Source organism: Luteibacter jiangsuensis, from assembly GCF_011742555.1.
GTDB lineage: Bacteria > Pseudomonadota > Gammaproteobacteria > Xanthomonadales > Rhodanobacteraceae > Luteibacter > Luteibacter jiangsuensis.
This window is the reverse complement of the sequence record NZ_JAAQQR010000005.1, coordinates 88,768-112,893: the sequence shown is the minus strand read 5'-3', so window position 1 is coordinate 112,893 and position 24,126 is coordinate 88,768. Positions and strand designations below refer to the sequence as shown.

General features: G+C 66.5%; 19 protein-coding genes and 1 pseudogene. 13 read left to right on the top strand and 7 right to left on the bottom strand.

Translation table 11 applies throughout. The features are described 5' to 3' along the window. Positions 1–8 precede the first annotated feature (8 nt). Entirely contained in the window at positions 9–1,112 is a 1,104-nt protein-coding gene (locus HBF26_RS12515) for an alpha/beta fold hydrolase (RefSeq protein ID WP_167126865.1), read from the bottom strand. A 60-nt stretch (positions 1,113–1,172) separates the two neighbouring features. Between HBF26_RS12515 and HBF26_RS12510 the strand changes: the two genes are divergently transcribed. The 5 genes from HBF26_RS12510 to HBF26_RS12490 are packed head-to-tail and all read left to right on the top strand — an operon-like array spanning position 1,173 to position 7,708. Then, positions 1,173–2,186 (top strand): HlyD family secretion protein, encoded by a 1,014-nt coding sequence (locus tag HBF26_RS12510; RefSeq protein WP_167126862.1) that lies wholly within the window; start codon positions 1,173–1,175, stop codon positions 2,184–2,186. Next, positions 2,183–3,964, top strand: coding sequence for an ATP-binding cassette domain-containing protein (locus HBF26_RS12505; RefSeq protein ID WP_167126859.1), 1,782 nt, complete (start codon positions 2,183–2,185; stop codon positions 3,962–3,964). Before HBF26_RS12510 ends, HBF26_RS12505 begins: the two co-directional genes overlap by 4 nt. Further along, a complete protein-coding gene (locus tag HBF26_RS12500) occupies positions 3,961–5,085 on the top strand; it encodes an ABC transporter permease (protein ID WP_167126856.1) in 1,125 nt (374 codons plus the stop codon). The genes HBF26_RS12505 and HBF26_RS12500 overlap by 4 nt, the downstream gene beginning before the upstream one ends. Further along, positions 5,082–6,209: an ABC transporter permease gene (locus tag HBF26_RS12495; RefSeq protein WP_193569891.1), complete on the top strand. Its 1,128-nt coding sequence runs from the start codon at positions 5,082–5,084 to the stop codon at positions 6,207–6,209. Before HBF26_RS12500 ends, HBF26_RS12495 begins: the two co-directional genes overlap by 4 nt. Before the next feature lie 11 nt (positions 6,210–6,220). Further along, positions 6,221–7,708, top strand: a complete 1,488-nt coding sequence (locus tag HBF26_RS12490; RefSeq protein ID WP_167126854.1) for an efflux transporter outer membrane subunit — start codon at positions 6,221–6,223, stop codon at positions 7,706–7,708. A gap of 34 nt (positions 7,709–7,742) precedes the next feature. Here HBF26_RS12490 and HBF26_RS12485 read toward each other — a convergent pair whose 3' ends face one another. The 4 genes from HBF26_RS12485 to HBF26_RS12470 form a co-directional block, all read right to left on the bottom strand. Beyond that, positions 7,743–9,968 carry a TonB-dependent receptor gene (locus HBF26_RS12485; protein ID WP_167126851.1) on the bottom strand — a complete coding sequence of 742 codons (2,226 nt, stop codon included), beginning with the start codon at positions 9,966–9,968 and terminating at the stop codon, positions 7,743–7,745. A 102-nt stretch (positions 9,969–10,070) separates the two neighbouring features. Beyond that, the gene (locus tag HBF26_RS12480; RefSeq protein WP_167126848.1) at positions 10,071–11,849 is read right to left on the bottom strand and encodes a thiamine pyrophosphate-requiring protein; all 1,779 of its coding nucleotides are present in this window, start codon (positions 11,847–11,849) and stop codon (positions 10,071–10,073) included. Between the two features lie 98 nt (positions 11,850–11,947). Continuing rightward, positions 11,948–12,514, bottom strand: a complete 567-nt coding sequence (locus tag HBF26_RS12475; RefSeq protein WP_167126845.1) for a DUF924 family protein — start codon at positions 12,512–12,514, stop codon at positions 11,948–11,950. Positions 12,515–12,563: 49 nt separating this feature from the next. Next, on the bottom strand, positions 12,564–13,247 hold the full coding sequence (locus tag HBF26_RS12470; protein ID WP_167126842.1) for a YoaK family protein: 684 nt from the start codon (positions 13,245–13,247) through the stop codon (positions 12,564–12,566). 257 nt (positions 13,248–13,504) lie between these two features. Here HBF26_RS12470 and HBF26_RS12465 point away from each other — a divergent pair, with 257 nt between their 5' ends. The 6 genes and pseudogenes from HBF26_RS12465 (at position 13,505) to HBF26_RS12445 (ending at position 20,246) form a co-directional block, all read left to right on the top strand. After that, positions 13,505–15,049, top strand: a complete 1,545-nt coding sequence (locus tag HBF26_RS12465; RefSeq protein WP_167126839.1) for an FAD-dependent oxidoreductase — start codon at positions 13,505–13,507, stop codon at positions 15,047–15,049. Between the two features lie 136 nt (positions 15,050–15,185). Continuing rightward, on the top strand, positions 15,186–16,022 hold the full coding sequence (locus tag HBF26_RS12460; RefSeq protein WP_167126836.1) for an alpha/beta fold hydrolase: 837 nt from the start codon (positions 15,186–15,188) through the stop codon (positions 16,020–16,022). Positions 16,023–16,146: 124 nt separating this feature from the next. Next, positions 16,147–17,250: pseudogene (locus HBF26_RS12455) on the top strand (PAS domain-containing hybrid sensor histidine kinase/response regulator family protein); the annotation flags it as partial. After that, positions 17,251–17,715 carry a response regulator gene (locus HBF26_RS19955; RefSeq protein WP_425482996.1) on the top strand — a complete coding sequence of 155 codons (465 nt, stop codon included), beginning with the start codon at positions 17,251–17,253 and terminating at the stop codon, positions 17,713–17,715. It abuts the pseudogene before it with no gap. Between the two features lie 194 nt (positions 17,716–17,909). Beyond that, positions 17,910–19,328: an alpha/beta fold hydrolase gene (locus HBF26_RS12450; RefSeq protein ID WP_205287632.1), complete on the top strand. Its 1,419-nt coding sequence runs from the start codon at positions 17,910–17,912 to the stop codon at positions 19,326–19,328. A gap of 87 nt (positions 19,329–19,415) precedes the next feature. After that, entirely contained in the window at positions 19,416–20,246 is an 831-nt protein-coding gene (locus HBF26_RS12445; RefSeq protein WP_167126827.1) for an oxidoreductase, read from the top strand. A gap of 15 nt (positions 20,247–20,261) precedes the next feature. On the opposite strand, the gene HBF26_RS12440 is transcribed toward HBF26_RS12445, so the two are convergent. Then, a complete protein-coding gene (locus HBF26_RS12440; RefSeq protein WP_167126824.1) occupies positions 20,262–21,194 on the bottom strand; it encodes an AraC family transcriptional regulator in 933 nt (310 codons plus the stop codon). 8 nt (positions 21,195–21,202) lie between these two features. After that, entirely contained in the window at positions 21,203–22,066 is an 864-nt protein-coding gene (locus HBF26_RS12435; RefSeq protein WP_167126821.1) for an SDR family oxidoreductase, read from the bottom strand. A gap of 104 nt (positions 22,067–22,170) precedes the next feature. On the opposite strand from HBF26_RS12435, the gene HBF26_RS12430 reads away from it, so the two are divergent. Both HBF26_RS12430 and HBF26_RS12425 read left to right on the top strand, forming a co-directional pair. Next, positions 22,171–23,061: a LysR family transcriptional regulator gene (locus tag HBF26_RS12430; protein WP_167126817.1), complete on the top strand. Its 891-nt coding sequence runs from the start codon at positions 22,171–22,173 to the stop codon at positions 23,059–23,061. A gap of 111 nt (positions 23,062–23,172) precedes the next feature. Then, entirely contained in the window at positions 23,173–24,117 is a 945-nt protein-coding gene (locus tag HBF26_RS12425) for a hypothetical protein (protein ID WP_167126814.1), read from the top strand. Positions 24,118–24,126 lie beyond the last annotated feature (9 nt).

The following is a 24,126-nucleotide window of genomic DNA, read 5'->3' as shown; positions in this document are numbered from 1 at the left end:
GCGCAGGCTCAGAACCTGTCGACGTCCACGATGGCCTTGGCGAAGGCTTCCGGCGCCTCCTGCGGCAGGTTGTGGCCGATGCCGCCAGGCACGAGGCGATGTTCGTACTTACCCTTGAACCGCTTCGCGTAGCTGGCGGGATCGGGATGCGGTGCCCCATTGGCGTCGCCCTCCATCGTGATGGTGGGTACCGTGATGTCCGGCTGTTTCGCCAGCTTCGCTTCCAGCGCGTCGTATTTGCGCTCGCCATGCGCCAGACCAAGGCGCCAGCGGTAGTTGTCGATCGAGATGGCGACGTGGTCCGGATTGTCGAAGGCCTGCGCCGAGCGCTGGAACGTGGCGTCATCGAAACGCCACTTGGGCGAGGCCTGCTCCCAGATGAGGCGGGCGAAGTCGCGGGTGTACTTCGCATAGCCCGCCTTGCCGCGGTCGGTGGCGAAGTAGAACTGGTACCACCAGGAGAGTTCGGCCTTCGGCGGCAGGGGAGCCTCGTTCAAGGCCTGGCTGCCGATCAGGTAACCGCTGACCGACACCATCGCCTTGCAGCGTTCCGGCCACAGTGCCGCAACGATGTTCGCGGTGCGCGCGCCCCAGTCGAAACCGGCGACGATCGCCTTGTCGATCTTCAAGGCATCCATGAACGCCACGACGTCCGATGCGAGCGCGGCCTGCTGGCCGTTGCGCGGCGTGTCCGGCGAAAGGAAGCGCGTGCTGCCGTAGCCGCGCAGATAAGGCACGAGCACGCGGTATCCCTTGGCCGCGAGGATGGGCGCCACGTCCACATAGCTGTGGATGTCGTAGGGCCAGCCATGCAGGAGAATCACCGGTGTGCCGTTCGCCGGACCGTCTTCCGCGTAGCCGACCTCGAGCACGCCTGCCTTCACGGATGCGGTACGCGCGAACGAGGTGGCACCCTGGGGATGGCCGGCGCGAGGGGCGGCCTCCACCGGGTATGCCGCCGCCGTGCCGGCGGTGCCGAGGTGCGCGATGGCGACGCCAAGGGCGGTGGCGCCCACGAAACGGCGCCGTTCCTTGTCGAAGTGGTCCACGGTGGTTCTCCCGAGGCGATTGAGTTGCCAACTGTAGTACCCGCGTGCCGGTGCGACTTGCATGCGGCTGCTCTTTTCATCCGACGGGCCTAAACTGCATGCACCGTCGCTTCGAGCACGATCATGCGCAGACCCAGCCCGCCCGTCGTCGTTGCCATCGTCGTGCTCATCCTCATCGCGGGAGTGGGGCTGTGGTGGTGGCTGCGTCCGCGGGGGGACTCGCCCATCGTTCTGCACGGAAACGTGGACATCCGCCAGATATCCCTCGCGTTCAAGGTGAGCGAGCGCATCGCCGAGATGCGCGTGGAGGAAGGCGACCACGTGGCGCGCGGGCAAGTGCTGGCCACGCTGGAATCCACGAGCCTGGGCCTGCGCCTCGCCCAGGCCCAGGCCCAGGTGGCCGTTCAGAACGAGGTATTGCGGCGCCTGCAGGCCGGTAACCGACCCCAGGAAATCGCGCAGGCCGACGCCAACATGCGTGCCGCCGAGGCCGACGCACGCGTGGCTCGCCAGACCCTCGAACGGCTCCGTGCGATCAGCCAGGGGACGGGCGGCCGGGCGGTGAGCCGCGAGGAACTCGACCAGGCCGCCGCCAACGCAAAAGCGGCCGACGCCAAGGTGGACGCCGTCCGGAAGGCGCACGAATTGTCGGTCGCCGGCGCGAGGGAGGAAGACATCGCGCAGGCACGAGCGCAGCGCGATGCCGCCCAGGCGGAAAGTGCACTGGCTAAACAGGCGCTCGAGGACGCGCAGTTGAAAGCCCCCATCGATGCCGTCGTGCGCAGCCGCATGCTCGAACCCGGCGACATGGCGTCGCCCCAACGGCCCGTCTATGCCCTTGCGGTGATCCACCCGAAGTGGGTGCGCGCCTATGTGTCGGAAGCGAACCTCAGCCGGATCAAGCCCGGGCAACCGGCGCGCGTCACGACCGACAGTGCACCCGATCGCCCCGTCGACGGTCGCATCGGGTATATCGCGTCGGTCGCGGAATTCACTCCGAAGAATGTCGAGACGGAAGACCTGCGCACGAGCCTGGTTTACGAGGTGCGCGTGAACGTGGACGACCCCGACGATCGCCTGCGACTCGGCATGCCCGCGACCGTGGTCTTGCCGGGCAGCGTGGCCGCGAAGCCATGAGCGACACGGACGCCCTCGTCGCTCGCGGCATAGGCAAGTCCTTCGCGGCTGCGAAGGGAAGCCCTGAAGTGCTCGCGCTGGACGAGGTGTCGATCGAGGTGGGCACGGGGGCGATCAGCGCGCTCGTCGGGCCGGACGGCGCAGGCAAGACCACACTCCTGAGACTTGCCGCCGGCCTCATGGTCGCCGACGCGGGAACCATGATCGTGCTGGGCATCGATCCCGCGCGCGATCCGCAGGCCGTGCAGGACCGTATCAGCTACATGCCGCAGCGCTTCGGCCTCTACGACGACCTGAGCGTGCAGGAGAACCTCGACCTCTACGCCGACCTGCACGGCGTGAGCCGCGAAGCGCGCCGGACGAGGTATACGCGGCTGATGGAAATGACCGACCTCGGCCGCTTTACCGCAAGGCCCGCCGGCAAGCTTTCGGGAGGCATGAAGCAGAAGCTCGGCCTGGCCTGCACGCTGGTCCGTTCACCGGAACTCCTGTTGCTCGACGAGCCCACGGTGGGCGTCGACCCGTTGTCTCGCCGCGAGCTGTGGGACATCGTCGAGCAGCTCGTGCGCGAGGAGAACCTGAGCGTGCTGGTGAGCACGTCGTACATGGACGAGGCCGCTCGTTGCGCCCGCGTCACGATCCTGCACGAAGGTCGCGTCCTCGCTGCCGGCACACCGGAATCCATTCGCGGGACTGCGGCCGGCCTGTGTTTCGCCGTGACGCCGCCGGCCGGACAGGCAGCGCGCCACGTGCAGGCGGCGTTGCTCGACGACTGCGGCATCGTGGATGCCGTACCGCGTGGGGGCAGGGTACGCGTGGTATGCACGAAGGAGGCCACCGCACGCGACGACTCGCTTCCCGCACCGCTGGCGGGAAAGGATGCGGCGGCTGTCGAGCCGAGCCTGGAAGACGGTGTCATGCTCGCATTGCGTGCAAAGGTGCATCGCGACTTCGCCACCGCGGCTGCGGTGGGGACCTCCACGGCTCGCCCGCCAAAAGGCGACGGCAAGGTCATCGAAGTGACCGACCTGGTGCGTCGTTTCGGCGACTTCACCGCCGTGGATCGCACCAGCTTCAGTGTGGACCGTGGCGAAATCTTCGGCCTGCTGGGCCCGAACGGGGCAGGCAAGACCACGACATTCCGCATGCTCTGCGGCTTGCTTCCCGCCAGTTCCGGTTCCCTGCGTGTGGCGGGCTACGACTTGCGCCGGGCACGTGCGCGGGCGCGGCAGGAAATCGGTTACGTGTCGCAGAAGTTCGCACTGTACGGCAACCTCTCGGTGGACGAGAACCTCACCTTTTTCGGCGGCGCGTACGGTCTGCATGGCGCACGGCTGCGCGATCGCATGGCGTCGGTAAAGGCGCAGTTCGACCTGGACGCAGCGGCGCGGACACCTGCCGGCCAGTTGCCGGGAGGATTCCGGCAGCGCTTGGCCATGGCGGCGGCCCTGTTGCACGAACCCGAGATCCTCTTCCTGGACGAGCCGACGAGCGGCGCGGATCCGCTGGCCAGGCGCGAATTCTGGCGGCGGATCACCGCGCTGGCCGAAGGCGGCACCACCGCCGTGGTCACGACGCATTTCATGGAAGAGGCCGAGTACTGCGACCGTGTCGTGATCCAGGACGAAGGCAAAGTGCTCGCTCTCGGCACGCCGGCCGACATCCGCCGGCAGGCCGGAGAACGCCCGCAAGCCCAGCTGGACATGGAGCAGGCCTTCATCGCCATCGTGCAGCAACACCGCAAGGCCGAGCGCGGCAGCGGACAGGCGGCCGCATGAACGCGGCAGGGCCCGACAGGCGGGGAGCCTTCCTGCGCCGGCTGGCGGCGCTGGTGCGCAAGGAGGTCAAGCAGCTTCTGCGAGACCGCAGCAACCTCATGATGGGTATCGCGCTTCCGGTGGTGCTGATCCTGATCTTCGGCTACGGCCTCTCCTTCGACGTGAAGAACGCGCCGCTGGCCGTGGTGATGGAAGACACCTCGCCCGCGGCGAACGATCTGGTGGCTGGCATGCGCCTGTCGCCGTATCTCGACCCCAGACCGGTGCACGACATGCCCCAGGCCGAGCGGCTGATGCTGGACCGCGAGGTCAACGGCATCCTGCGTATTCCACCCGATTTCTCGCGGCGCCTCACCCTTGGCGACGCGCATCTACAGCTGATCCTGCACGGCGCCGATGCCAACACGGCGCGCACCGTGCAGGGCTACGTGCAGTCGGCGTTGCAGGCTGCGGGCACGCGCGAGGATTCCATCGGTTCGGTCCGCCTCGAACAGCGCCTCTGGTTCAACGAGGCGAACACGAGCACCTGGTTCCTCGTGCCGGGCCTCGTCGTGCTCATCACCACGCTGGTAGGTGCGTTCCTCACGGCCCTCGTCATGGCACGCGAATGGGAACGTGGCACGTTGGAAGCCCTGTTCGTGACACCGGTGCGTCCTGTCGAGATTCTTCTTGCCAAGATCATTCCGTATTTCGGCGTAGGCCTGATCGGCCTTGCGATGTGCCTGCTGGCCGCCCGCTTCCTTTTCCGCGTACCGATCGAGGGCTCGCTGCTCCTGATTCTCCTGGTGTCGGTGTTCTATCTTTTCGTGGCGCTGGGCATCGGACTGCTGATCTCGGCCGTGACGAAGAACCAGTTCACCGCCAGCCAGGTGGCGCTCATCGTGAGCTTCATGCCGGCACTCATGCTTTCGGGGTTCATCTACGACCTGCGCAACATGCCGCTGGTGGTGCAAGGTGTCGGACGCGCACTGCCGGCCACCTATTTCCTGCAGACACTGAAGAGCCTGTTCCTCGCCGGCAATCTCTGGCCGATGGTGCTCAAGAACTGCGCCATCCTGCTCGGATACGCGGTGGTGCTGCTGGCCGCCGCGCGCGCGAAGACGCGGAAGCGTGTCGGATGAACGCGCTGCTGGCCTTCCTGCTCCGCGTGGCGAACCTTTGCCGCAAGGAACTCAAGGTGATCCTCAAGGACCCCGCCGGCCGGATCGTGCTGTTCGCACCGGTGCTGGTGCAGTCCCTGATGTTCGGGTATGCCGCGACGCTGGATCTTCGCGAGGCGCCGTATGCGCTGCTCGATGCCGACCACGGGCAGGCCGCCGTACGGCTGGTGGCGAGGATCGAAAGCTCCGGTGTGTTCCGCCGCGTGGCCACCTTGCGCAACGAGCACGACATCGCGCCGCTTGTGGACGCGGGGGACGTCCTGTTCGTGGTCGCCATCCCGCCGCGGTTCGAGCAGCGGCTGGCCGCCGGCGAAGCGACCCCGGTGCAACTCATCCTGGACGCGCGCAATTCGGTCACGGCGGGCACCGCCGCGGGATACCTTGGCCAGATCGTTGCGAGGTTCAACGCCGACTGGCGCGCGGAACACGGCGGCGGGGGCATGCCCCTGACGCTGGACGTGCGCAGCTGGTACAACCCGAACCTCGAGACGCGCTGGTTCATGATGACCTCGATGATCGCCGTGCTGAGCATGTTGCAGACCCTCATGCTCACGGCACTCTCCGTGGCGCGCGAGCGCGAGCAGGGAACGTTCGACCAGCTGCTGGTCACGCCTTGCACACCGGCGGAGATCATGATCGGCAAGTCCATCCCCTCCATTCTCGTCGGATTGACGCAGGCCAGTCTGGTGTTGCTGATCGCTACCTACTGGTTCGGCATTCCTCTGGCGGGGTCCCTCATCGAACTCTACGTCGCCCTGTGCATCTTCATGGTGGCCTGCGTGGGTATCGGACTGGCGATCTCGGCCATGGCCGCCAACATGCAGCAGGCCATGCTCTACACGTTCGTGCTGATGATGCCGTTGGTGCTGCTGTCCGGCATGACCACCCCCATCGCCAACATGCCCGTCCCGATGCAATGGCTGACGAGGATCAACCCGACCCGCTACGCCATCGACATGGTGCACCGGGTATACCTCGAGGGCGCCGGGCTCGGCACCGTGCTCGGCGACATCCTTCCCTTGCTCGCGATCGCGGTCGTCACCTTGCCGCTCGCGGCCTGGCTCTTCCGAAACCGACTCGTCTGAACCGGTGCGCCATGCGAACCCTCGTCGTCATCTCGCTTTCCGTCCTGGCCGCCGTCGCGCTCGCCGGGTGCGTGGTCGGCCCGGACTTCAAGGCGCCGCGTACCGACGCCCCCGCGAACTGGACGGCCGCACGGGCGGGCGATGCGTCGCTGCACGAGCCCCTGCCTTCCGCCGGCGAGGCAAAACCCTCGAACGAATGGTGGAAGTCGCTCGGCGATCCCACGCTGGACGAACTGGAAGCACGTGCCGCATCGGCGAGCCCGGACCTCAGGACCGCGGCGCTCCGCTTCGCCCAGAGCCGGGAGCGCCGGCGCGCGGCGTCCGCATCGTGGGGTCCGCGTGTCGATCTGACCGCCAGCGGGCAGCGGCAGCGCCCCAGCGAGAACGGCGCGACGAGCCGCACGATCAACGTGCTCGCTCCGGCGGACCGCCGCAAGTCGCTGGTCGAACTCCTCAGCCAGCCGTTCGACATCTATGAAGCGGGCTTCGATGCCTCCTGGGAACCCGACTTCTGGGGAAGGGTGCGCCGCTCGGTCGAAGCGGCGGATGCCGGCGTCGACGAGGCCGGCGCGCTCTTCGACGGGGTACGCCTCGACGTGGCGGCCGAGGTCGCGGCGCGCTATGTCGAATGGCGGGGCCTGCAACGGCGGATCGCGCTGGCACGGCAGGACATCGGCGCCGCCACCGAACGCTTCGACCTCATGAAGGCGAGGACGGACGGTGGCATGTCCAGCGATCTCGATACGACGCGTCAGCGGGCGCTGCTCGCCGACCTCCAGGCGCGGTTGCCTCCGTTGCTTGAGCGCGAGGCGGATACATTGGACGCGCTGTCGCTGCTGCTGGGGCAGCCACCAGGCAGCCTGCAGGCGATGCTTGCCGCCCCGGAAAACGGCGAAACGTCGCGGGCGCTTCCCGACCTCGCCCTCGGCCTTCCTTCCGAGGTGGCCCGCAGGCGGCCCGACATCCGGCAGGCCGAAGCCCGCCTCCACGCCGCCACGGCGAACGTCGGCGTCGCCGTCGCGGACTTCTACCCCCGTATCACGCTCGGCGCCGGCTTCGCCTTCCAGTCCCTGCATACCGGCGACTTCGGCGACTGGGGAAGCCGCCAGTGGTCGATCGGGCCGCGACTCGACCTTCCGGTGTTCGACATGGGCCGCCGGCGAAGCGTGCTGAGCCTGCGCAAACTGGAACAGCAGGAGGCGGCCGTCGCGTTCCAGCAGACCGTGCTACGCGCCTGGACCGACATCGACAGTGCCCTGAACGCCTATGCCGCGGAGCGGCAGCGTAACGAACGCCTCGCCGAGCGCGAACGCCTGGCCGCAGACGCCGATACGCTCGCCGATGCGCGCTACAGACACGGCGAATCGAACTACATCGAGGCGCTCGATGCGCAGCGCAGCCTGCTGGGGGCCCGCGGTGACAAGGCCGATAGCGACGCGCAACTCGCCATGCGCTACGTCGCCGTGTGCAAGGCCATCGGCGGCGGCGACCCGCACTGACGTGCGCAGCCGACCGCCTCGTGCGACCCCGGCGTCAGAGATCGAACGTTGCCGACACGTAGAACGTGCGGGGCGTGCCTTGCGTGAGGTACCCGCCGTTGGCCGAAGCCCAGTAGCCCTTGTTCGCCACGTTCTGCACCGTGAGGCGGAACGTGACGGGCACGCCTTCGAGTTGGGCGGTGGTGCGCGCGCCGATGTCGTAGGTGGTCCACGCGGGCACTTTCAGGTCGTTCGCGGCGTCGAGGTACTGGTGGCCGGTGCGCACCGCGCGGGCACTGAGGGTGATATCGGGCGAATGGGGGATGTCCCATTCGACGCCGGCGTTCGCCTGGAATCGCGGCACGCCGATGGCGTCGTTCCCGTCGTTGCCGCCACCCTGCGTCTTCACCAGCTCCGGGCGGATGTAGTTCGCGCCGCCCAGGATACGCAGCCCCTGCACGGGCTGGCCGAAGAAGCTCCATTCGATACCGCGATTGCGCTGCTCGCCGTCAACCACATAGGTGTTCGATGAATCGACATAGGCGCTGGGCTGCTTGATCTGGTACAGCGCAAGCGCGCTGCCCACCGTGCCGGCGTCCCACTTCACGCCGATCTCGTTCTGCTTGGACTTGTAGGGCGCGAACACCTGTCCGGCGTTGGTCACCGGAATGTTGTTGAACGTGGCCGGCGCCTGATCGCCCTGCGTCAGTGCTTCGATATGGTTGGCGTAGACCGACCACTGATCGGCAAAGCGGTAATTCACGCCGACGACCGGGCTGGTGGCGTAGCGCTCGTATTCGGAGTTCTTCGCGCCGTCGACGCCATCTATTGCGTAGTTGTACCCCACGGTGTGCAGCTTCTGCCGGCGTGCGCCCAGGGTTACCTCCAGGGCACCGTCCAGCAGGCCGAGCGTGTCGGACACCGCGACGCTGCGCAGCTGGTTGCGGCCGGTCACGCCGGGATCGGAGATAGGGCCCACGTTATAGGCGAAGTCCGGAACGGGCACGTACGACGGCGCGTACAGATTGGTGTGGATGGGGTCCAGCGAGCCCGCGTAGGCCGCCTTCTTGCGGAAGGTGAGGGCGGAGAAGCCGACGTTGAGGCGATGGCTTACCGCACCGGTGTCGAAGAACGCGTTGAAGCCCGCTTCCCCCGTGGCCGTGTCCGCGATGTACGGCACCGTGAACCGCGTTTCCGTGGCATTGCCGGCGCGATCAAGCAGGGAAGGGCTGACGTAGTCGCCGAATTCGTTGCCGTGATGGGCGCCCGCGGCGACATAGCCGGTGAGCCAGGGGGCGATGTCGTATTCCGCACGGACCACGCCGAACGTGTCTTCCAGCGAGGAGTTGGACCATGGCTGGGCGTAGTTCGTTTTTGCCGAAGGGGCCCGCGGCACGGAGGTGATGCCCGTGGTGTACACCACCGCGCGGCCGCCGGTGATCACCTGCTTCTGGTACCCCACGTCCGTGGTGACGCGAAGCCTGTCGCCCCGGTAATCGAACGCCACCGAAGCCGCGGTGACACGACGCTGCTCGCCGTCGATGGCGGTGTTGCCGTCGCGGTGCACGGCGTTCACGCGGATGCCGAAGGCATCGTTCGCGCCGAAGCGGCGGCCGATGTCGACGCTGCCACCCACTTGGCTGTCGCCGCCCCAATCGAGCCCGACCCGGGTGATGGGCGTGCTTTCGGCGCGCTTGGGCGCGATATTGATGTTGCCGCCGACGCCCGAGCCGCCGGGACTGATCCCGTTGAGGAACGCGCTGGCACCCTTGAAGACTTCCACGCGGCTGATCAACTCCGGCGCCAGGAGCTGGCGGGGCAGGAGCCCGTACAGGCCGTCGAACGCGATGTCGTCGCTGTACACCTGGAAGCCGCGGATGGTGAAGGTCTGCGAGAAGTTGCCGAATCCGAAGCCGGTGCGCACCGCGGGATCGTTGGAGACGACGTCGCCGAGCGTGCGGGCCTGCTGGTTGCGGATCAGGGTGTCGGTATAGCTGGTGATGGCGAACGGAACGTTCATCGCATCCTGGTTGCCCAGCACGCCGAAGCGACCGCCGCGAGCCACCTGGCCGCCCGCGAATTCGGCGGTAGGCGGCGCGACGTTGGCTTCCACCTGCACGCCCGACAGGGTCGTGGTGTTGTCGCGCCCCTTCGACTGCTGGGGGTCAGGTGCCGAGGCGTCGTCGCCGGCATGGGCGGCGCCGGCAAGGATCAGGCCGCCGGCGAGCGCGGCGCGAATGGCATGGGATAGGAAAGCGGTGCGGGGCGGCTTGGGGGCCATCAGGAGTCCAGTGGGCGATGCCCGAATGCGAATGCAAATGCGAACCGGTCGCATTATGAGGCATCACCCGCCCCGCTGCCTAGGGGAAATACGAGTACCCGCTCAGGCGCCGAGCCCTGCCCATATCTCCCTCAGTGCCTGACGGATCATTCCGGGCGCATCGGGATCGCGTTTGGCCAATGCCGACATGAACGCCTTCGCCTGGGCGAACGTGATGTGCGGCGGCAGGGGCGGCACATCCGGGTCGGTCACGAACTCGATGACGACCGGGCAGGGAGCATTGAACGCCTCCCGCCAGGCATCCAGGATGTCCTCGGGGCGTTCCACGCGAATGCCCTTGAAGCCCAGCATCTCGCCGTAGCGTGCGTAGGGGAAGGGTTCCACGTCCTGCGCCGCGGCGAATTTAGGATCGCCGGCCAAGGCACGCTGCTCCCACGTCACCTGGTTCAGGTCGTTGTTCACCAGCACCATGACGACGAAGTTGGGGTTGGACCAGCGCTTCCAGTACTGCTTGACGGTGACCAGCTCGGCGTTCCCGTTCATCTGCATGGCGCCGTCGCCAACCACCGCGAGCACATGGCGGTCCGGGTGGGCCATCTTGGCGGCGATGGCATACGGCACGCCGCTGCCCATCGTCGCGAGCTTGCCCGACACGGAGGCCATCATGCCTTCGCGCAACTTCATGTCGCGCGCGAACCAGTTGGTGTGCGATCCGCTGTCGCCGGTGACGATCGTTCGGTCAGGCAGGGCGGACGACAATTCCCAGAAGACGCGCTGCGGATTGATGGGAGAGGCAGGCTGCATGGCCTTGAGTTCGAGGGCCCGCCACCATTTGCGGACGTTCACTTCGATGCGCTCGCGCCATTCCGTGTCGGTCCGTTGCTTCAGCAGTGGCAGCAGCTTGCGCAATACCGCGGCACTGTCGCCGATCAGGTTCACCTCCGTCGGATAGCGCATCGACACGTTGCGCGGCGAGATGTCGATCTGCACTGCGCGCGCCTTGCCGTCCTCCGGCAGGAATTCCGAATAGGGGAACGTCGTGCCGATCATCAGGAGCGTGTCGCAATGGTCCATCATCTCCCAGCTCGGCTTCGTGCCGAGCAGACCGATCGAGCCGGTGACGAAGGGCAGATCGTCGGCGAGAGCCGCCTTGCCTAGAAGCGCCTTCGCCACGCCCGCCTGCAGCTTCTCGGCGACGGCGATCACTTCCTTGCCGGCACCCAGGGCGCCCGCGCCGATAAGGATGGCCGGGCGCGAACCGGCGTTGAGCACATCGGCGGCGCGCTGCAGTTCGTCGTCCGACGGGAATGGATGCGGGGATGCGTCACCCACCCCCGAATAGACATTGCCATGCGCGCGCGGCGGACTGGGCACGGCGGGCATTTCCTGCAGGTCGTTCGGCACGATGATGCAGGTGACGGCGCGCTCGGCCTTGGCGATGCGGAACGCGCGATCCACCACATGCCGCAACTGGGCCGGGCTGACCACCGTCTCGACGTAGCTGCATACGTCCTTGAAGAGGACATGCAGGTCCACTTCCTGCTGGTAATCGCTGCCCAGGGCGGAGCGCGCCTGCTGACCGACGATGGCGACCACGGGCACGTGGTCCATCCGCGCGTCGTAGAGGCCGTTGAGCAGGTGGATGGCGCCGGGACCCGACGTTGCCAGACAGACGCCGACTTCGCCGGTGAACTTCGCGTGCCCGCCGGCCATGAAGGCGGCCATTTCCTCATGGCGCACGCGGATGTAATCGAAGCGGTCAGCCGCACGGCCCATCGCACCCATGATGCCGTTGATGCCGTCACCGGGATAACCGTAGATACGCCTGACATGCCATTCGCTCAGGCGTTCGAGGAGGAAATCTCCCACTGTCTTGCTCATCGCGGACTCCGTCGAGGTGTCGGACCGCCGATGATGATCAATCGCGCATGGTGCACGCGTGAACGTGCCGGCCTCGCAATTTCATGCGTGCGCGCGCGTCATCCGGCGAAGCCGCCCTCGTCGAGGTAGCGTTGTTCCTCCGCGGTGATGTCGCGGCCAAGCTGGCGATGCCGGTGCGGGAAACGTCCGAAGCGACGGATGATGTCGCGGTGGGTTTCGGCATACGCGGGGAACGGGCCACCCAAGGCTGCGAAGAGCTCGACCGAGAGATCCTGATCGGCTGGGTCTTCGGAGTGCTCGAAGGGCATGTAGCAGAAGGCGCGCATGTTGGTATCGAAGCTCGTGTCGAAGCCGCGTTCGCGCATGTGCCGCGCCACGGATCGAGCGAGCGGATCGGTGGCATACATGTGCGCCGTGCCGCGAAAGGCGTTGCGGGGAAACTGGTCGAGCAGGATCAGCAGCGCGAGGCAGCCGTCCGCGCTGTCGAGCCATGCATCCAGTTCGCCGCGCGCCGCGGCCATGTGCGCGGCGAGAAAATGCTCGCGGAACACGGCGTCGAAAGCGGGGTCATGGCCGAACCAACGGTCGTAGCCGGCGTCCCGCCAGAAGCGAAGGACGCGCTCGGGCGTTTCGGGCAACGGAAGCGACGCGGATGGATTCGGCATGGGGTGCGGTTCTCGTGGTGATGGCGGGCACCGACCATACCACCGCGCGTCACGCACCGCCCTGTGCGACAGGCGTGGCATGCCGCCGCGCCAGCGCGAGCGTGAGGATGCCCACACCGGCCGACACCACCGCGCTGGCGATCAGCGCGAAGGCGTGCCAGCGCAAGTAGAGCAGCGTTCCACCCGTGGCGCCGCAAACGAAACTCGCCACGACGGTGAAACACACGGCAACGCGCCGGCGGTCCACCGGACCGCGCCACACGCGCTGCCCGAGGGCAATGCCGAGATCGGTGAACATGCCCGTGAGGTGCGAGGTGCGCAGCACCGCACCCGTCACCAGGGACGTCGTGCCGTTTTGCAGGCCCATGGCGGCGGCGCAGATCATCACGCCAAGCCATGGCGTGCTGGCCAGTACCGAACTGGCCACGACCAGGAGCGCGGCCACGGCGAGCAGAAGCGCACCTGCGGATAGGGAGGGAATCCAGCGCGGGCCGCGCGCGAGCCACGCGCTGAATGCGCAGCTGACGGTGAACAGCGCGATGACCCCGATGGCATGGACCAGGAGCGCCACATCCCCGGAACCCAGGCCTATCGCTCCCTCGGTGGAGATGCCGGTGAGGTGGGTAACTCCTCCGTGATGCAACGACAGCAACGCAGCGGCATTGACGCTGCCGGCGACCAGGGGCAGGAAGACGGCCCACGACCAGATCCAACGCGGGAAGAAGGGAATCATTGCCGTAGCATAATTCCCGGCGCGCTTTCCGCGCGAGGGCCTGCCGTGCGCGGAAGACTCATGCTAATCTGCGCGCGTCGGAAAAGGCAGACTTGGTTTGGTAAGCCCAAGTCCTTTCGGTGACGAAAGCTCTGGTCTTTGGCCCCATGCCACAGACCCCCACGACGAATATCGGGCGCCCAGGCGCCCCTTCATTCGTCCGTGAGGGTCTCGCATGCGAGGAACGCTCCGGTCGAATCTCGACTCTGGAGCCATGCATGCCTTTCCATACTTCCCATCCCATCGATGTCGTCGTTGCCGGCGCCGGTCCCGTCGGCCTGTTCCTTGCCTGTGAACTGGGCCTCGCCGGTCTGTCCATCACCGTTCTCGAGCAGGCCGCCGACCCGCACTCGCCACTGAAGCGGCTGCCGCTCGGCATGCGGGGACTCTCGATATCCACCATCGAAGCGTTCTACCGACGCGGCATGCTCGATGCCGTGGAGCAGGCGCAACGCGGGAACGAGCAGTCGGGGGCCACTCGCGCGTCCGCGCACTGGGCGCGTGAAGAACGCCGTTCCGGCGGGCACTTTGCGGGTATTCCCATCTTCCTCGATCAAGTGGACACGGAGCGCTGGCGACATCATCTGCCCGGTCGCACGGGTTACCACCTGATGGCGGATATCGCATCGCTGGAGTCCGTGCTCGCGGAGCGGGCTGCTTCGCTGGGCGTGGACATCCGCCGGGGTGTCCAGGTGACGGGTGTGGTGCAGTCGGAGCACGGCGTGACCGTGCAGGCCGGAGGCGCGGCGATTGCCGCTCGCTGTCTGGTCGGGTGCGACGGCGGCCGCAGCGCGGTTCGCAAGCTTGCCGGTTTCGATTTCGTGGGTACGGAGCCCGAGTTCACCGGGTATTCCCTCGACGTGGAACTCGACGATCCCGGCATGCTGCGTCCTGGGCGCACTTACACGCCGCAGGGCATGTATACCTTCGCGCCGCCGGGCACCGTTGCCATGGTGGATTTCGACGGCGGCGCCTTCCATCGTGGACAGCCGCCGACGCGTGAACATGTGCAGGAGGTGCTTCGACGGGTATCGGGAACCGACGTGGCGGTTACCGCCGTGCGTCAGGCGACGACATGGACGGATCGCGCCCGCCAGGCAAGCGGGTACAGGACGGGCCGGGTGTTGCTGGCCGGCGACGCGGCGCACATCCACTCTCCCCTGGGCGGGCAGGGACTGAACCTGGGCATCGGCGATGCCATGAACCTGGGATGGAAGCTGGCCGCCACTCTCCGCGGAACCGCGCCTGTGGGGCTGCTCGACACCTACGAACACGAAAGGCACCCCGTCGGCGCGAAGGTGCTCGACTGGTCGCGGGCCCAGGTCGCCCTGATTCGGCCCAGCCCCGCATCACGGGCGCTCGAAGCTATCATGCGCGACCTGATCGGCACACGCGACGGCGCGACCTACGTCGCGGAGCGCGTCTGGGGGCTGTCGCTGCGCTACGACCTCGGCGGCAGCCATCCTCTGGTGGGACGCAGCGTGCCCGACTTCGTGTTCGCCGACGGCACGGCGACCGGAGCGCTGCTCGAAGGCGGGCAGGGACTATGGCTGGACTTCGACCTGCGCGCGCCGGCGAGGGAACTGGCCAGTCGGTGGGGCCGCCGCATTCGGTACGCAGCCCGTGACGTCAAGGACGGGCTGGGACTGGCCGGTGTTCTGGTACGCCCGGACGGCATCGTGGCGTGGGCCGGCGAACACGGCACCCCGCTTGCGGGCGCCGAGGCGGCGGCGCGGCGCTGGTTCGGCGAGCCACGTATGTGAGCGTGCCGATACCTGCGTGATTTCGGGCAGGACATCGGTCGTGGAACGGCGCGACGCTGGCGTTCCTGGTGAGGGTGCCGGTGCGGGGAGGCGTCGGCGGCGTCTAAGATGGACGGACCCACGCGCCGGATTCGCAATGAACGCAGCCCCGTTCCAGGACGACGACCTGACGCACTTCGCCGCGCATGGCATTCCGCCCCTGCCGGCGTCCATGTCGAGCGGCTTCGTCGTCAACGAGAATGCACGCATCTGGTACGCCAGCGTCGGCGCGGGTGTTCCCGTCGTCCTGCTGCACGGCGGGCTGGGAAATGCGGACAATTGGGGGCATCAGGTTCCTGCCCTTGTCGACGCCGGCTATCGCGCCGTCCTGATCGACAGCCGTGGGCAGGGTCGTTCGACGCGAGATGCCAGGCCTTACAGCTATGAACTCATGGCGTCGGACACGCGCGCCGTCATGGACGCGTTGGGGATCGCGAAGGCCGCGTTCGTCGGCTGGAGCGACGGCGCGGATATCGCCCTGGTGCTGTCCCGCGAAACACCGGCACGTTCGGCGGGTGTGTTCTTCTTCGCCTGCAACGTTGACGGCACCGGCGTGAAGCCGTTCCAGGCGTCCGCTCTCATCGATCTCGTGTACGACCACCATGTGCGGGACTATGCAAGGCTGTCGCCCCTGCCGGACGCCTTCGACGCCATGCGCGACGACCTCGGGCTGATGCAGGCGAGCCAGCCTGGCTATGGCGCTAGCGAGTTGGAAGATGTCACGGTACCGGTCTGGAGCGTGCTTGGCGAGCACGACGAGTTCATCGAACGTGGCCACGCCAAGGCCATTGCGCGGAGCGTTCCCCGCGCCCGGTTTGTCCTTCTCCCGGGCGTCGGCCACTTCGCCCCCTTGCAGCGTCCGCAGTCGTTCAATGGCGTCATGCTGGCCTTTCTCGACGAGATTCATGGCCGCCGGATCCGCGACGAAGGTTGACACGACTTTCACAAATGATTGGCCAGCCTCTTCATACGTCGAGGAGTGGCCACGCGACCGTCAGTGGGACAAAACGTTGAACGGAAACGATACAAACGGCGACCCGGCGCCGGGTGACGAGCGCCTGAGCACCAGTGAAACCCAGTTTCGGATTCTCGTGCAGGGCGTGGCGGACTACGCCATCTACATGCTCGATCCGACCGGCCATGTGTCGAGCTGGAATCCCGGCGCACAGCGCATCAAGGGATACCAGCCGGACGAGATCGTCGGCTTGCACTTCTCGCAGTTCTACACAGAGGAAGACCGGGCCGCCGGCGTGCCGGATCGCAACCTCAGCATTGCCAGCAATACCGGGCGTGTCGAGGACGAAGGCTGGCGTGTGCGCAAAGACGGCAGCCGCTTTTGGGCCCACGTGGTCATCGACCGTATCCTCGACGAGCGGGGCGAGCTGGTCGGCTTCGCGAAGATCACGCGGGACGTCACGGAACAGCGCGCCGCCACGCAGCAACTGGAGCAGGCCCGTGAGGCGCTTTTCCAGGCCCAGAAGATGGAAGCCATCGGCCAGCTTACCGGCGGGATGGCGCACGACTTCAACAACCTGTTGATGGCGGTGCAGGGCGCCCTGGAATTGCTTCGCCGGCGCCTGCCGGACGATGCGCGTACCCAGTCCATCTTCGAGACCGCGATGGCCGGATTGAGCCGGGGCGCATCGCTCACCCAGCGCATGCTGGCCTTCGCCCGCCGCCAGGAACTTCGCCCGACAGCTGTGGACATCCCCGCGTTGGTGCACGGGATGAGCGAGATGACGAAGACCACGCTCGGCTCGCGCATCATGGTGACCACTCGCTTCCCCCTGTCGCTCGAGCCGGCGATGGTGGATCCCCACCAGCTCGAACTGGCGCTGCTCAACCTTCTGGTCAACGCCCGCGACGCCATGCCTTCCGGCGGCAACATCGAGATCTCTGCCTTCGTGGAATCGGTGCTTCCGGGGCATCCTTCGGGATTGGCGGAAGGCCGCTATGTGAGCCTTTCCGTGACCGACGACGGGCAGGGCATGCCGCCGGAGACCCTGGCGAGAGCCGCCGACCCGTTCTTCACGACCAAGGGTGTCGGCAAGGGCACGGGGCTGGGACTGTCCATGGTGCATGGCCTGGCAGAGCAGTCGCATGGGCGCCTCTCGATCGAGAGCGAAGAAGGTAAGGGCACGAGCGTAACGCTGCGCTTCCCCGTGGCTTCCCGACAGGGAGGACCCACCGGCCACGGCGGAACGCGCACTACCTCCGCGCCGCAGGGCTTCGCATCGGGGCCCTCCCTGAAGATCCTCGCGGTGGACGACGATTCCCTCGTGCGCGAGACCCTCTGCGCCATGCTGGAAGACATGGGCCACGTGGTGGTTGCGGCTGAGTCGGCCAGACACGCCATCGTGGCCTTCGAGACGCCGGGGCAATTCGATCTGCTCGTCACCGACTTTTCCATGCCGGGCATTACCGGCGCCGAACTCGCGGAGGCATTGCGAAAGCTGCAACCGGATCTGCCCATCGTGGTAGCCACCGGCTACGCGGAAGCGCTTTCCGAAGCGAGCCCCGATATCACGCGGCTTTCCAAGCCGTTCGACCGCTCGGCGCTGGCATTGGCCATTGCCACTGCGGCAGCGCGTCTCGCTTCCTCGGACGGACCGGGCATGTCTGCCTGAAAAGGCGCGCAGTTGACACGGCGGTATGCCCTGGAGAAGCTTGCCGCCTCGCCCGGGGAGTCTGACGTATGCAGTTCAGGTGTCCGCTCGGTTCGATCGCCGCCGCACTCGTAAGTTGCCTGGCCGGCGCGCTTTTCTCCTTGACCGCCCATGCTGCGACGCCGAAAGCCGGCGATGTCGTTATCGAGAAGGGTGTGGCACGCAGAGCCGATGGCTCGACCGTTCCGTATGAGATCGGCACGCTCTACGTGCCGGAGAATCGCCAGTCGCCCACGAGTCGCTTGATAGGAGTCGGATTCGCGCGCCTGAAGGCGAAGGCACCCACTGGCGCACCGCCGGTGTTCTGGTTGCCGGGTGGCCCGGGTCTCAGCGTGCTCGATGCGTTCGACGGCCAGAATCCCGCGGCGCGTTCGCGGTTGGACTCATGGTTGAGTTACGCCGATGTCGGCGATCTGGTGGTGATCGAGCAGCGTGGATACACCCTGCGCGGCGAACGGCTGGAGATCACCGCCCCGGCCATGCCGCTGGATCGCCCGAGCAGCATTGAGGCGCAAACGGCCGCCACCGTGGCGCTCGCGAAAGCGGCCGTGAAGGCGAATCCGGGCAAGGATCTTGGCGGTTACACCATCGCCGCCTGCGCGGAAGACGTGAACGATCTGCGGCGCGCGCTCGGATACGACCGCATCAGCCTTTTCGGCGGCAGTTTCGGCTCGCAGTGGAGTTTTGCCGTGATGCGGCTGCACCCGGAGATTGTCGCCCGGGCCGTGCTCTCGGCCATCGAACCGCTGGACTACGGCTACGACATGCCGTCGCAGCTGTTCGCCACGATGGAGCGCATCGCCTTCGACGCGGACAAGGACGCGGGCCTGACGCCTTATCTCCCGAAGGGAGGATTGATGGCCGCCATCCGCACGCTCGAGGAACGGTTCGCGAGGGAGCCCGTGCGAGTGAAGGTGAAAGGAAGCGACGGGCACGACCGGACCATCGTGCTGGGGCAGGTGGACTTCCAGTCGGCGCTTCTTGAGGAAGCGAGCGATCCGGCATCGTGGCCGGCATTCTTGCTGTCGCTGTACTACGGCCACAACGACGCATGGGCGACATCGGCCCTGGAGGAACGGCAGGCCCAGCCCTACAAGCTCATCGGACCTCTGATCGATACGAGCCTCGGTTCGTCGCCGGCGCGCGAATTCCAGCTGCGCAACGATGCCGCCGTGCCCATGCTCGGCACCGGTGGGTTCGTTCCCTACATCGACTCCGCGAAGGACTGGCCGACGCCGGACATGGGCGATACCTTCCGCGCGTTCACACGCAGCGATATCCCCGTGCTTCTGGTACACGGCGACTGGGACACCTCGACGCCGCTGGAAAACATGCTCACGCAGCTGGCGTACTTCCCCAAGGGACACGGCATCGTCGTACATCGCGGCGGTCACGACGGCACGTTCTACCAGCTGCGCAACGACCCCGCGACGAAGAAGGCCGTCCATGCCTTCCTGCGCACCGGCGAGATGAAAGACCTGCCGTCGGAGATCACTCTCGAGGTGCCGAAGTTCGACGTTCCCGCGTTCGCACCGCCTGCGCCGCGGACGAGCGCGGCAGCCAAAGCCTCATAGGATCAGGCAAGACGCACATATCCTGGGCCATGGGATGCCACCGGAGCGGTTCTTACGATTGCCTCATTCCCGATTAGGAGGCAATCCATGAACGCGAAGACGATTTTCATCACGGGCGTGAGCAGCGGCTTTGGCGCCGCACTGGCTACCGAGGCCCTGAGCGCCGGCCACCGAGTGATCGGTACGGTGCGCAACGAGGCATCGCGGCAAGCTTTCCTGGCCGCGAATCCCGGCGAAGCGTTTGCCGTGACACTCGACGTGACGGACACCGATGCGATTCCGGGCGTGGTCGCCGAAGCGGAATCGCGCTTCGGGCCGGTCGACGTGCTGGTGAACAATGCGGGTTACGGTCACGAAGGCATTCTCGAAGAATCGCCGCTCGACGAGATGCGCCGGCAATTCGACGTGAACGTGTTCGGCGCCGTGGCCGTGACCAAGGCATTCGTGCCGCTCTTTCGCGCACGCCGGCGGGGCCACATCGTCAACATCACGTCCATGGGCGGCTACATCACGATGCCCGGCATCGCCTATTACTGCGGCAGCAAGTTCGCGCTGGAAGGTGTGAGCGAGGTACTGGGCAAGGAGCTGCGCCCGTTCGGTGTATACGTCACCGCCGTGGCGCCCGGCAGCTTCCGCACGGATTGGGCCGGTCGTTCCATGCGGCGTACGCCGCGCACCATTGCGGACTACGATGCGCTGTTCGATCCTATTCGCCGCGCCCGCGAGGAAGTGAGCGGAAAACAACTGGGCGACCCACGCAAGGCCGCCAAGGCTATCCTGGCCATTACCCAGGTGCCCGAGCCGCCGGCGCACCTGCTGCTCGGGAGCGACGCATTGTCCCTCGTGCGGGCCAAGCTGGCCGCTGTTGCCGCGGAGATCGACGCCTGGGAAGAACTCAGCCGCAGTACCGACGGCTGATGCATCGCCATTCGTTCAATGCGAGGACACGTAGCCCGACGGCACCAGGTGTTCCGGCATGGCGAAGTGGCGCTTCATCCGTTCCACTTCCTCGCCGGGCGGTCGCCCGAACAATCGCTTGAACTCGCGGCTGAACTGCGAGGCGCTTTCGTAACCGACGGCGGCGGCGGCCGATGCCGCCGTCGCATGTTGCCGAAGCATGAGCAGGCGGGCCTGGTGAAGGCGGGTGGATTGCACGTAGCGCATGGGCGATGTGCCGGTCATGGCGCGGAAATGCGCGTGGAAGGTGGGCACGCTCATGTTCGCCTCGCTCGCCAGGTCGCCCACGGAGAGGCCATCGGCGTATCGCTCGTGGATGGCATTGAGCGCGCGTGCCACCATGCCGAACGTGCCTTGCTGCGACAACGCAGCGCGCAGCGAACCGCCCTGATCGCCGGAAAGCACGCGGTAATAGATTTCCCGGACCAGTGCGGGCCCGAGCACGTGGGCGTCCGTCGGGTGGGCGAAGGCTTCGAGCAGGCGTAGCACGGAGGTGGCGAGCGCGTCTTCCATGGGCGACGCATAGAGCCCCCGCGGGATGGCGGAAGACGGACCCTGCAGTGCATCGATTTCCAGGCAGAGCGCCGCGGCTACAGCGTGGTCGAGTCGGAAATAGATGGCCAGCAGCGGTTCCTCGGCCGAGGCATCCGTCTCCATCGTGAAAGGCACGGGCACGGAGACCACGAGGTACTGCTGGTCGTCGTACACGAACGCTTCGTCATGGAGGAAGCCCCGCTTGCGCCCTTGCGCGACGACGACGATGCCCGGCTCGTACAGCACCGGCGTGCGGCTCAACGGCCTGTCGGACCGGAGCAGGCGCACATCGGGCAGCGGTGTGAGCGTGTAACCCTCCTCCTTCGCGAGCGCGAGGAGGAGGGCGATGGTGCGGTGGCGGACGTCGTCGTGCATCGCTGACGTTATGCCACAATCTCCGAGACGAACCCACGGTAGGAATGCAGCGGTCGACCGAGCATCGCGGTGAGCCGCTCGACGTCGCCTTCCTCGGGGATCGTGCCGTCGCCGACGTAACGCTCGACCATCAGGCGCATCTCGTACGCCATCCATGCCGGCATGAACGTGCCCAGATTCTGTTCGAACCCGCTGGGGTCGTCGCCGCCGTAAGCGACCGGGCGCCCCAGGGCGTCGGACCAGATCGCGGCGATGCCCTCGCCGGTGAGCGTGTCGGGGCCGACGACATCGATGATTTCAAGTGGAAGCGCCGTAGGCGCTTCGTGCCGGCGGATGAGTTCCAGCGCGGCGACTTCCGCGATGTCCCGCGCATCGACCATGGCGACGCCCTTGCTGCCGATGGGCATCGGATACACCCCATGCTGCAGCACCACGTCTTTGATCGTGAGGTCGTTGTCGATGAAATAGGTGGGGCGCAGGATCGTCGCGCCGAAGCCCATCTGCTCCAGCATCCGCTCTGCACCGTACTTCACGGCGAAGTGCGGCACATTCACGAAGCGGTCGGCTTGGATCACCGAAAGGTACACGACGCGTTCGATGCCGGCCTCGCGTGCCAGGTTGAGGGTGACGATCGCCTGCGTGAACTCGTCGCCGGTGACGGCATTCAGCAGGAACAGGGTGCTGACGCCTTGCAGCGCGGACCGCATCGCGTCCAGATCGAGGAGGTCGCCCTTGGCGACGTCCACTTCCGGGGGAAAGGCGACCTTGGACGGGTCGCGGGTCAGGACGCGAACGGGAGCGCCGCGCTGGACGAGCTGCTCGACGACGTGGCGGCCGACGCGGCCGGTGGCACCGGTAACAAGGATGGTCATGGCAATTCTCCGGGGGGTGGTTGGAACGTGTTGCCATGCTATCGATCCAAAATCGTACGCATAGCCGTTAGTATTGGACGCGTCGTCCCACCAGTGAGACACCTATGGACCTCCCGGCACTCGCCGATTTCACCCTGGTCGCCCGGCATGGGGGCTTCGGCAGGGCCGCCCGCGAGTCCGGCCGGCCGAAGGCCACGCTGTCCCGGCGCGTGGCCGACCTGGAAGCCGATCTCGATCTGCGCCTGTTCGAACGCGGCGCGCGTTCGCTCAAACTCACGGAGGAGGGTCGCGCGCTCTACGAGCGCGCCGGCCTGCTGCTTACCGAACTGGAGGAAACGGCGGCAGCGATCGCCTCGGGCGGGCAGACGGCGCGGGGCAGGTTACGCATCAGTGCACCCCTGCTTTTTTCGCAGACCGCCATGGGAAAGCTCGCTGCGGGATTCGCGCTGAAGCACCCGGACGTACGACTGGAAGTCACGGTGGAGGATCGGCCGGTCGACATGATCGAAGAAGGGTACGACCTCGTCATTCGCGTCAATCCCGATCCGGACGCGACACTGGTCGGAAGAATCTTCCTGCGCGACAGACTGGTCGTCGTGGCGAGCCCGGCTCTGCCGCGGCCCAACGACGGCGCCGTCTTGCCTGCGGTCGTGCGCGGCTCCTTGCAAAATGACGAGACGTGGAAGGTGAGCACGGCAGCGGGCCCGGTCACCCTGATGACAAAGCCGGTGCTCGGTCTGTCGTCGCTGCTGATGGTGCGCGATGCCGCGCGTGCCGGCGTGGGTGCCGCACGGCTACCGTTGTCGCTGGTCAGCGCCGACCTTGCGTCAGGCTCGCTGGTGCACTGGGCCGACGTGGAAGCACCGATCGCGTTATGGGCTCTCTATCCCTCGCGCCGGCTGCTCAGTGCGCGCGTGTCGGCGTTTCTGGACTATCTCAGGGAAGCGTTTCCGAAAGGCACCCCCGACGAACTCGCCGCGTACATGGGCCATTAGCACGCATTCGGCAAGTTCTTGCTGCGCAGGGCGATTTGCCGAGCGCATCACAGCAATTCGCAGACACCGTGGCGAGCATGGGCGACCACCCACTCCCCGGAGAGATGCACCATGCTGAATTCGGTTTGGACGTCCCATAACAAGATCATGCTCGGCTGCGCGCTTGCCTTGGCCGGCATCGTTGCTTCGCCGGCGACGCTGGCGGATTCCACGGGATACACGGGCATCTTCGGCGGAGGGCCGATCTACAAGAATCCCTCGCGGACGATCAGCGAACTCGGCCCATCGGGCTTCAACGAAGTGATCGTGTGGAGCGTCGAGGTTCTGGCCAATGGCGACCTCAATTTCAACGGCGAGTTTCCGCTCGTTTCCAACGGCCAGTACATCGGCGCGCAGACGTATCCGGCATTCGCCAGCACGCTGGCCAGCCTGAAGTCGGCCGGCGTGAAGCGCATCACCTTCAGCATCGGCTCCTCGAACATCGGCGATTTCCAGCACATCAAGGCACTGGTGAACAGCACCGGTGCGGGCGGCGGCACCGGATCGCAAAGCACGCTCTACAGGAACTTCCAGGCATTGAAGGCCGCCATTCCATCCATCGATGCGATCGACCTGGACGACGAGAACAGCTACGACACGGCATCCACGGTGAGTTTCTCCGTCATGCTGGGCAAGCTCGGCTACCACGTCATGCCCGACCCGTATGCGAACCCCTCGTATTGGAAGAACGTGGTGGCGCAGGTGAACCAGCAGCGTCCCGGCACGATCGACGGCGTGCATCTGCAGACGTACGCCGGCGGCTCGGGCAACAACCCGTGTTCGGGCTGGGATTTCGGCGGCATTCCCGTCTACCCCGGGCTGGCCGATACGAGCGTGTCAGGTGGCGTTTCGGTGCCCGGAGCACAGAGCACGGTGGCCAGCTGGGAGAGCCAGTGCGGTATCACCGGCGCCTTCCTCTGGCTCTACGACGACGTCGCCGGCAAGACGTACAACGGCCAGACGCTGCCTGCGGCCTATGCCGGTGCCATCAACACCGGACTGACGCCGCTGGACTGATCTTTCCTT

Coding starts and splice junctions, on each gene's coding strand:
- HBF26_RS12515 (WP_167126865.1), bottom strand. CDS start 1,112: ATGCAAGTCGCACCGGCACGCGGGTACTACAGTTGGCAACTCAATCGC.
- HBF26_RS12510 (WP_167126862.1), top strand. CDS start 1,173: ATGCGCAGACCCAGCCCGCCCGTCGTCGTTGCCATCGTCGTGCTCATC.
- HBF26_RS12505 (WP_167126859.1), top strand. CDS start 2,183: ATGAGCGACACGGACGCCCTCGTCGCTCGCGGCATAGGCAAGTCCTTC.
- HBF26_RS12500 (WP_167126856.1), top strand. CDS start 3,961: ATGAACGCGGCAGGGCCCGACAGGCGGGGAGCCTTCCTGCGCCGGCTG.
- HBF26_RS12495 (WP_193569891.1), top strand. CDS start 5,082: ATGAACGCGCTGCTGGCCTTCCTGCTCCGCGTGGCGAACCTTTGCCGC.
- HBF26_RS12490 (WP_167126854.1), top strand. CDS start 6,221: ATGCGAACCCTCGTCGTCATCTCGCTTTCCGTCCTGGCCGCCGTCGCG.
- HBF26_RS12485 (WP_167126851.1), bottom strand. CDS start 9,968: ATGGCCCCCAAGCCGCCCCGCACCGCTTTCCTATCCCATGCCATTCGC.
- HBF26_RS12480 (WP_167126848.1), bottom strand. CDS start 11,849: ATGAGCAAGACAGTGGGAGATTTCCTCCTCGAACGCCTGAGCGAATGG.
- HBF26_RS12475 (WP_167126845.1), bottom strand. CDS start 12,514: ATGCCGAATCCATCCGCGTCGCTTCCGTTGCCCGAAACGCCCGAGCGC.
- HBF26_RS12470 (WP_167126842.1), bottom strand. CDS start 13,247: ATGATTCCCTTCTTCCCGCGTTGGATCTGGTCGTGGGCCGTCTTCCTG.
- HBF26_RS12465 (WP_167126839.1), top strand. CDS start 13,505: ATGCCTTTCCATACTTCCCATCCCATCGATGTCGTCGTTGCCGGCGCC.
- HBF26_RS12460 (WP_167126836.1), top strand. CDS start 15,186: ATGAACGCAGCCCCGTTCCAGGACGACGACCTGACGCACTTCGCCGCG.
- HBF26_RS12445 (WP_167126827.1), top strand. CDS start 19,416: ATGAACGCGAAGACGATTTTCATCACGGGCGTGAGCAGCGGCTTTGGC.
- HBF26_RS12440 (WP_167126824.1), bottom strand. CDS start 21,194: ATGCACGACGACGTCCGCCACCGCACCATCGCCCTCCTCCTCGCGCTC.
- HBF26_RS12435 (WP_167126821.1), bottom strand. CDS start 22,066: ATGACCATCCTTGTTACCGGTGCCACCGGCCGCGTCGGCCGCCACGTC.
- HBF26_RS12430 (WP_167126817.1), top strand. CDS start 22,171: ATGGACCTCCCGGCACTCGCCGATTTCACCCTGGTCGCCCGGCATGGG.
- HBF26_RS12425 (WP_167126814.1), top strand. CDS start 23,173: ATGCTGAATTCGGTTTGGACGTCCCATAACAAGATCATGCTCGGCTGC.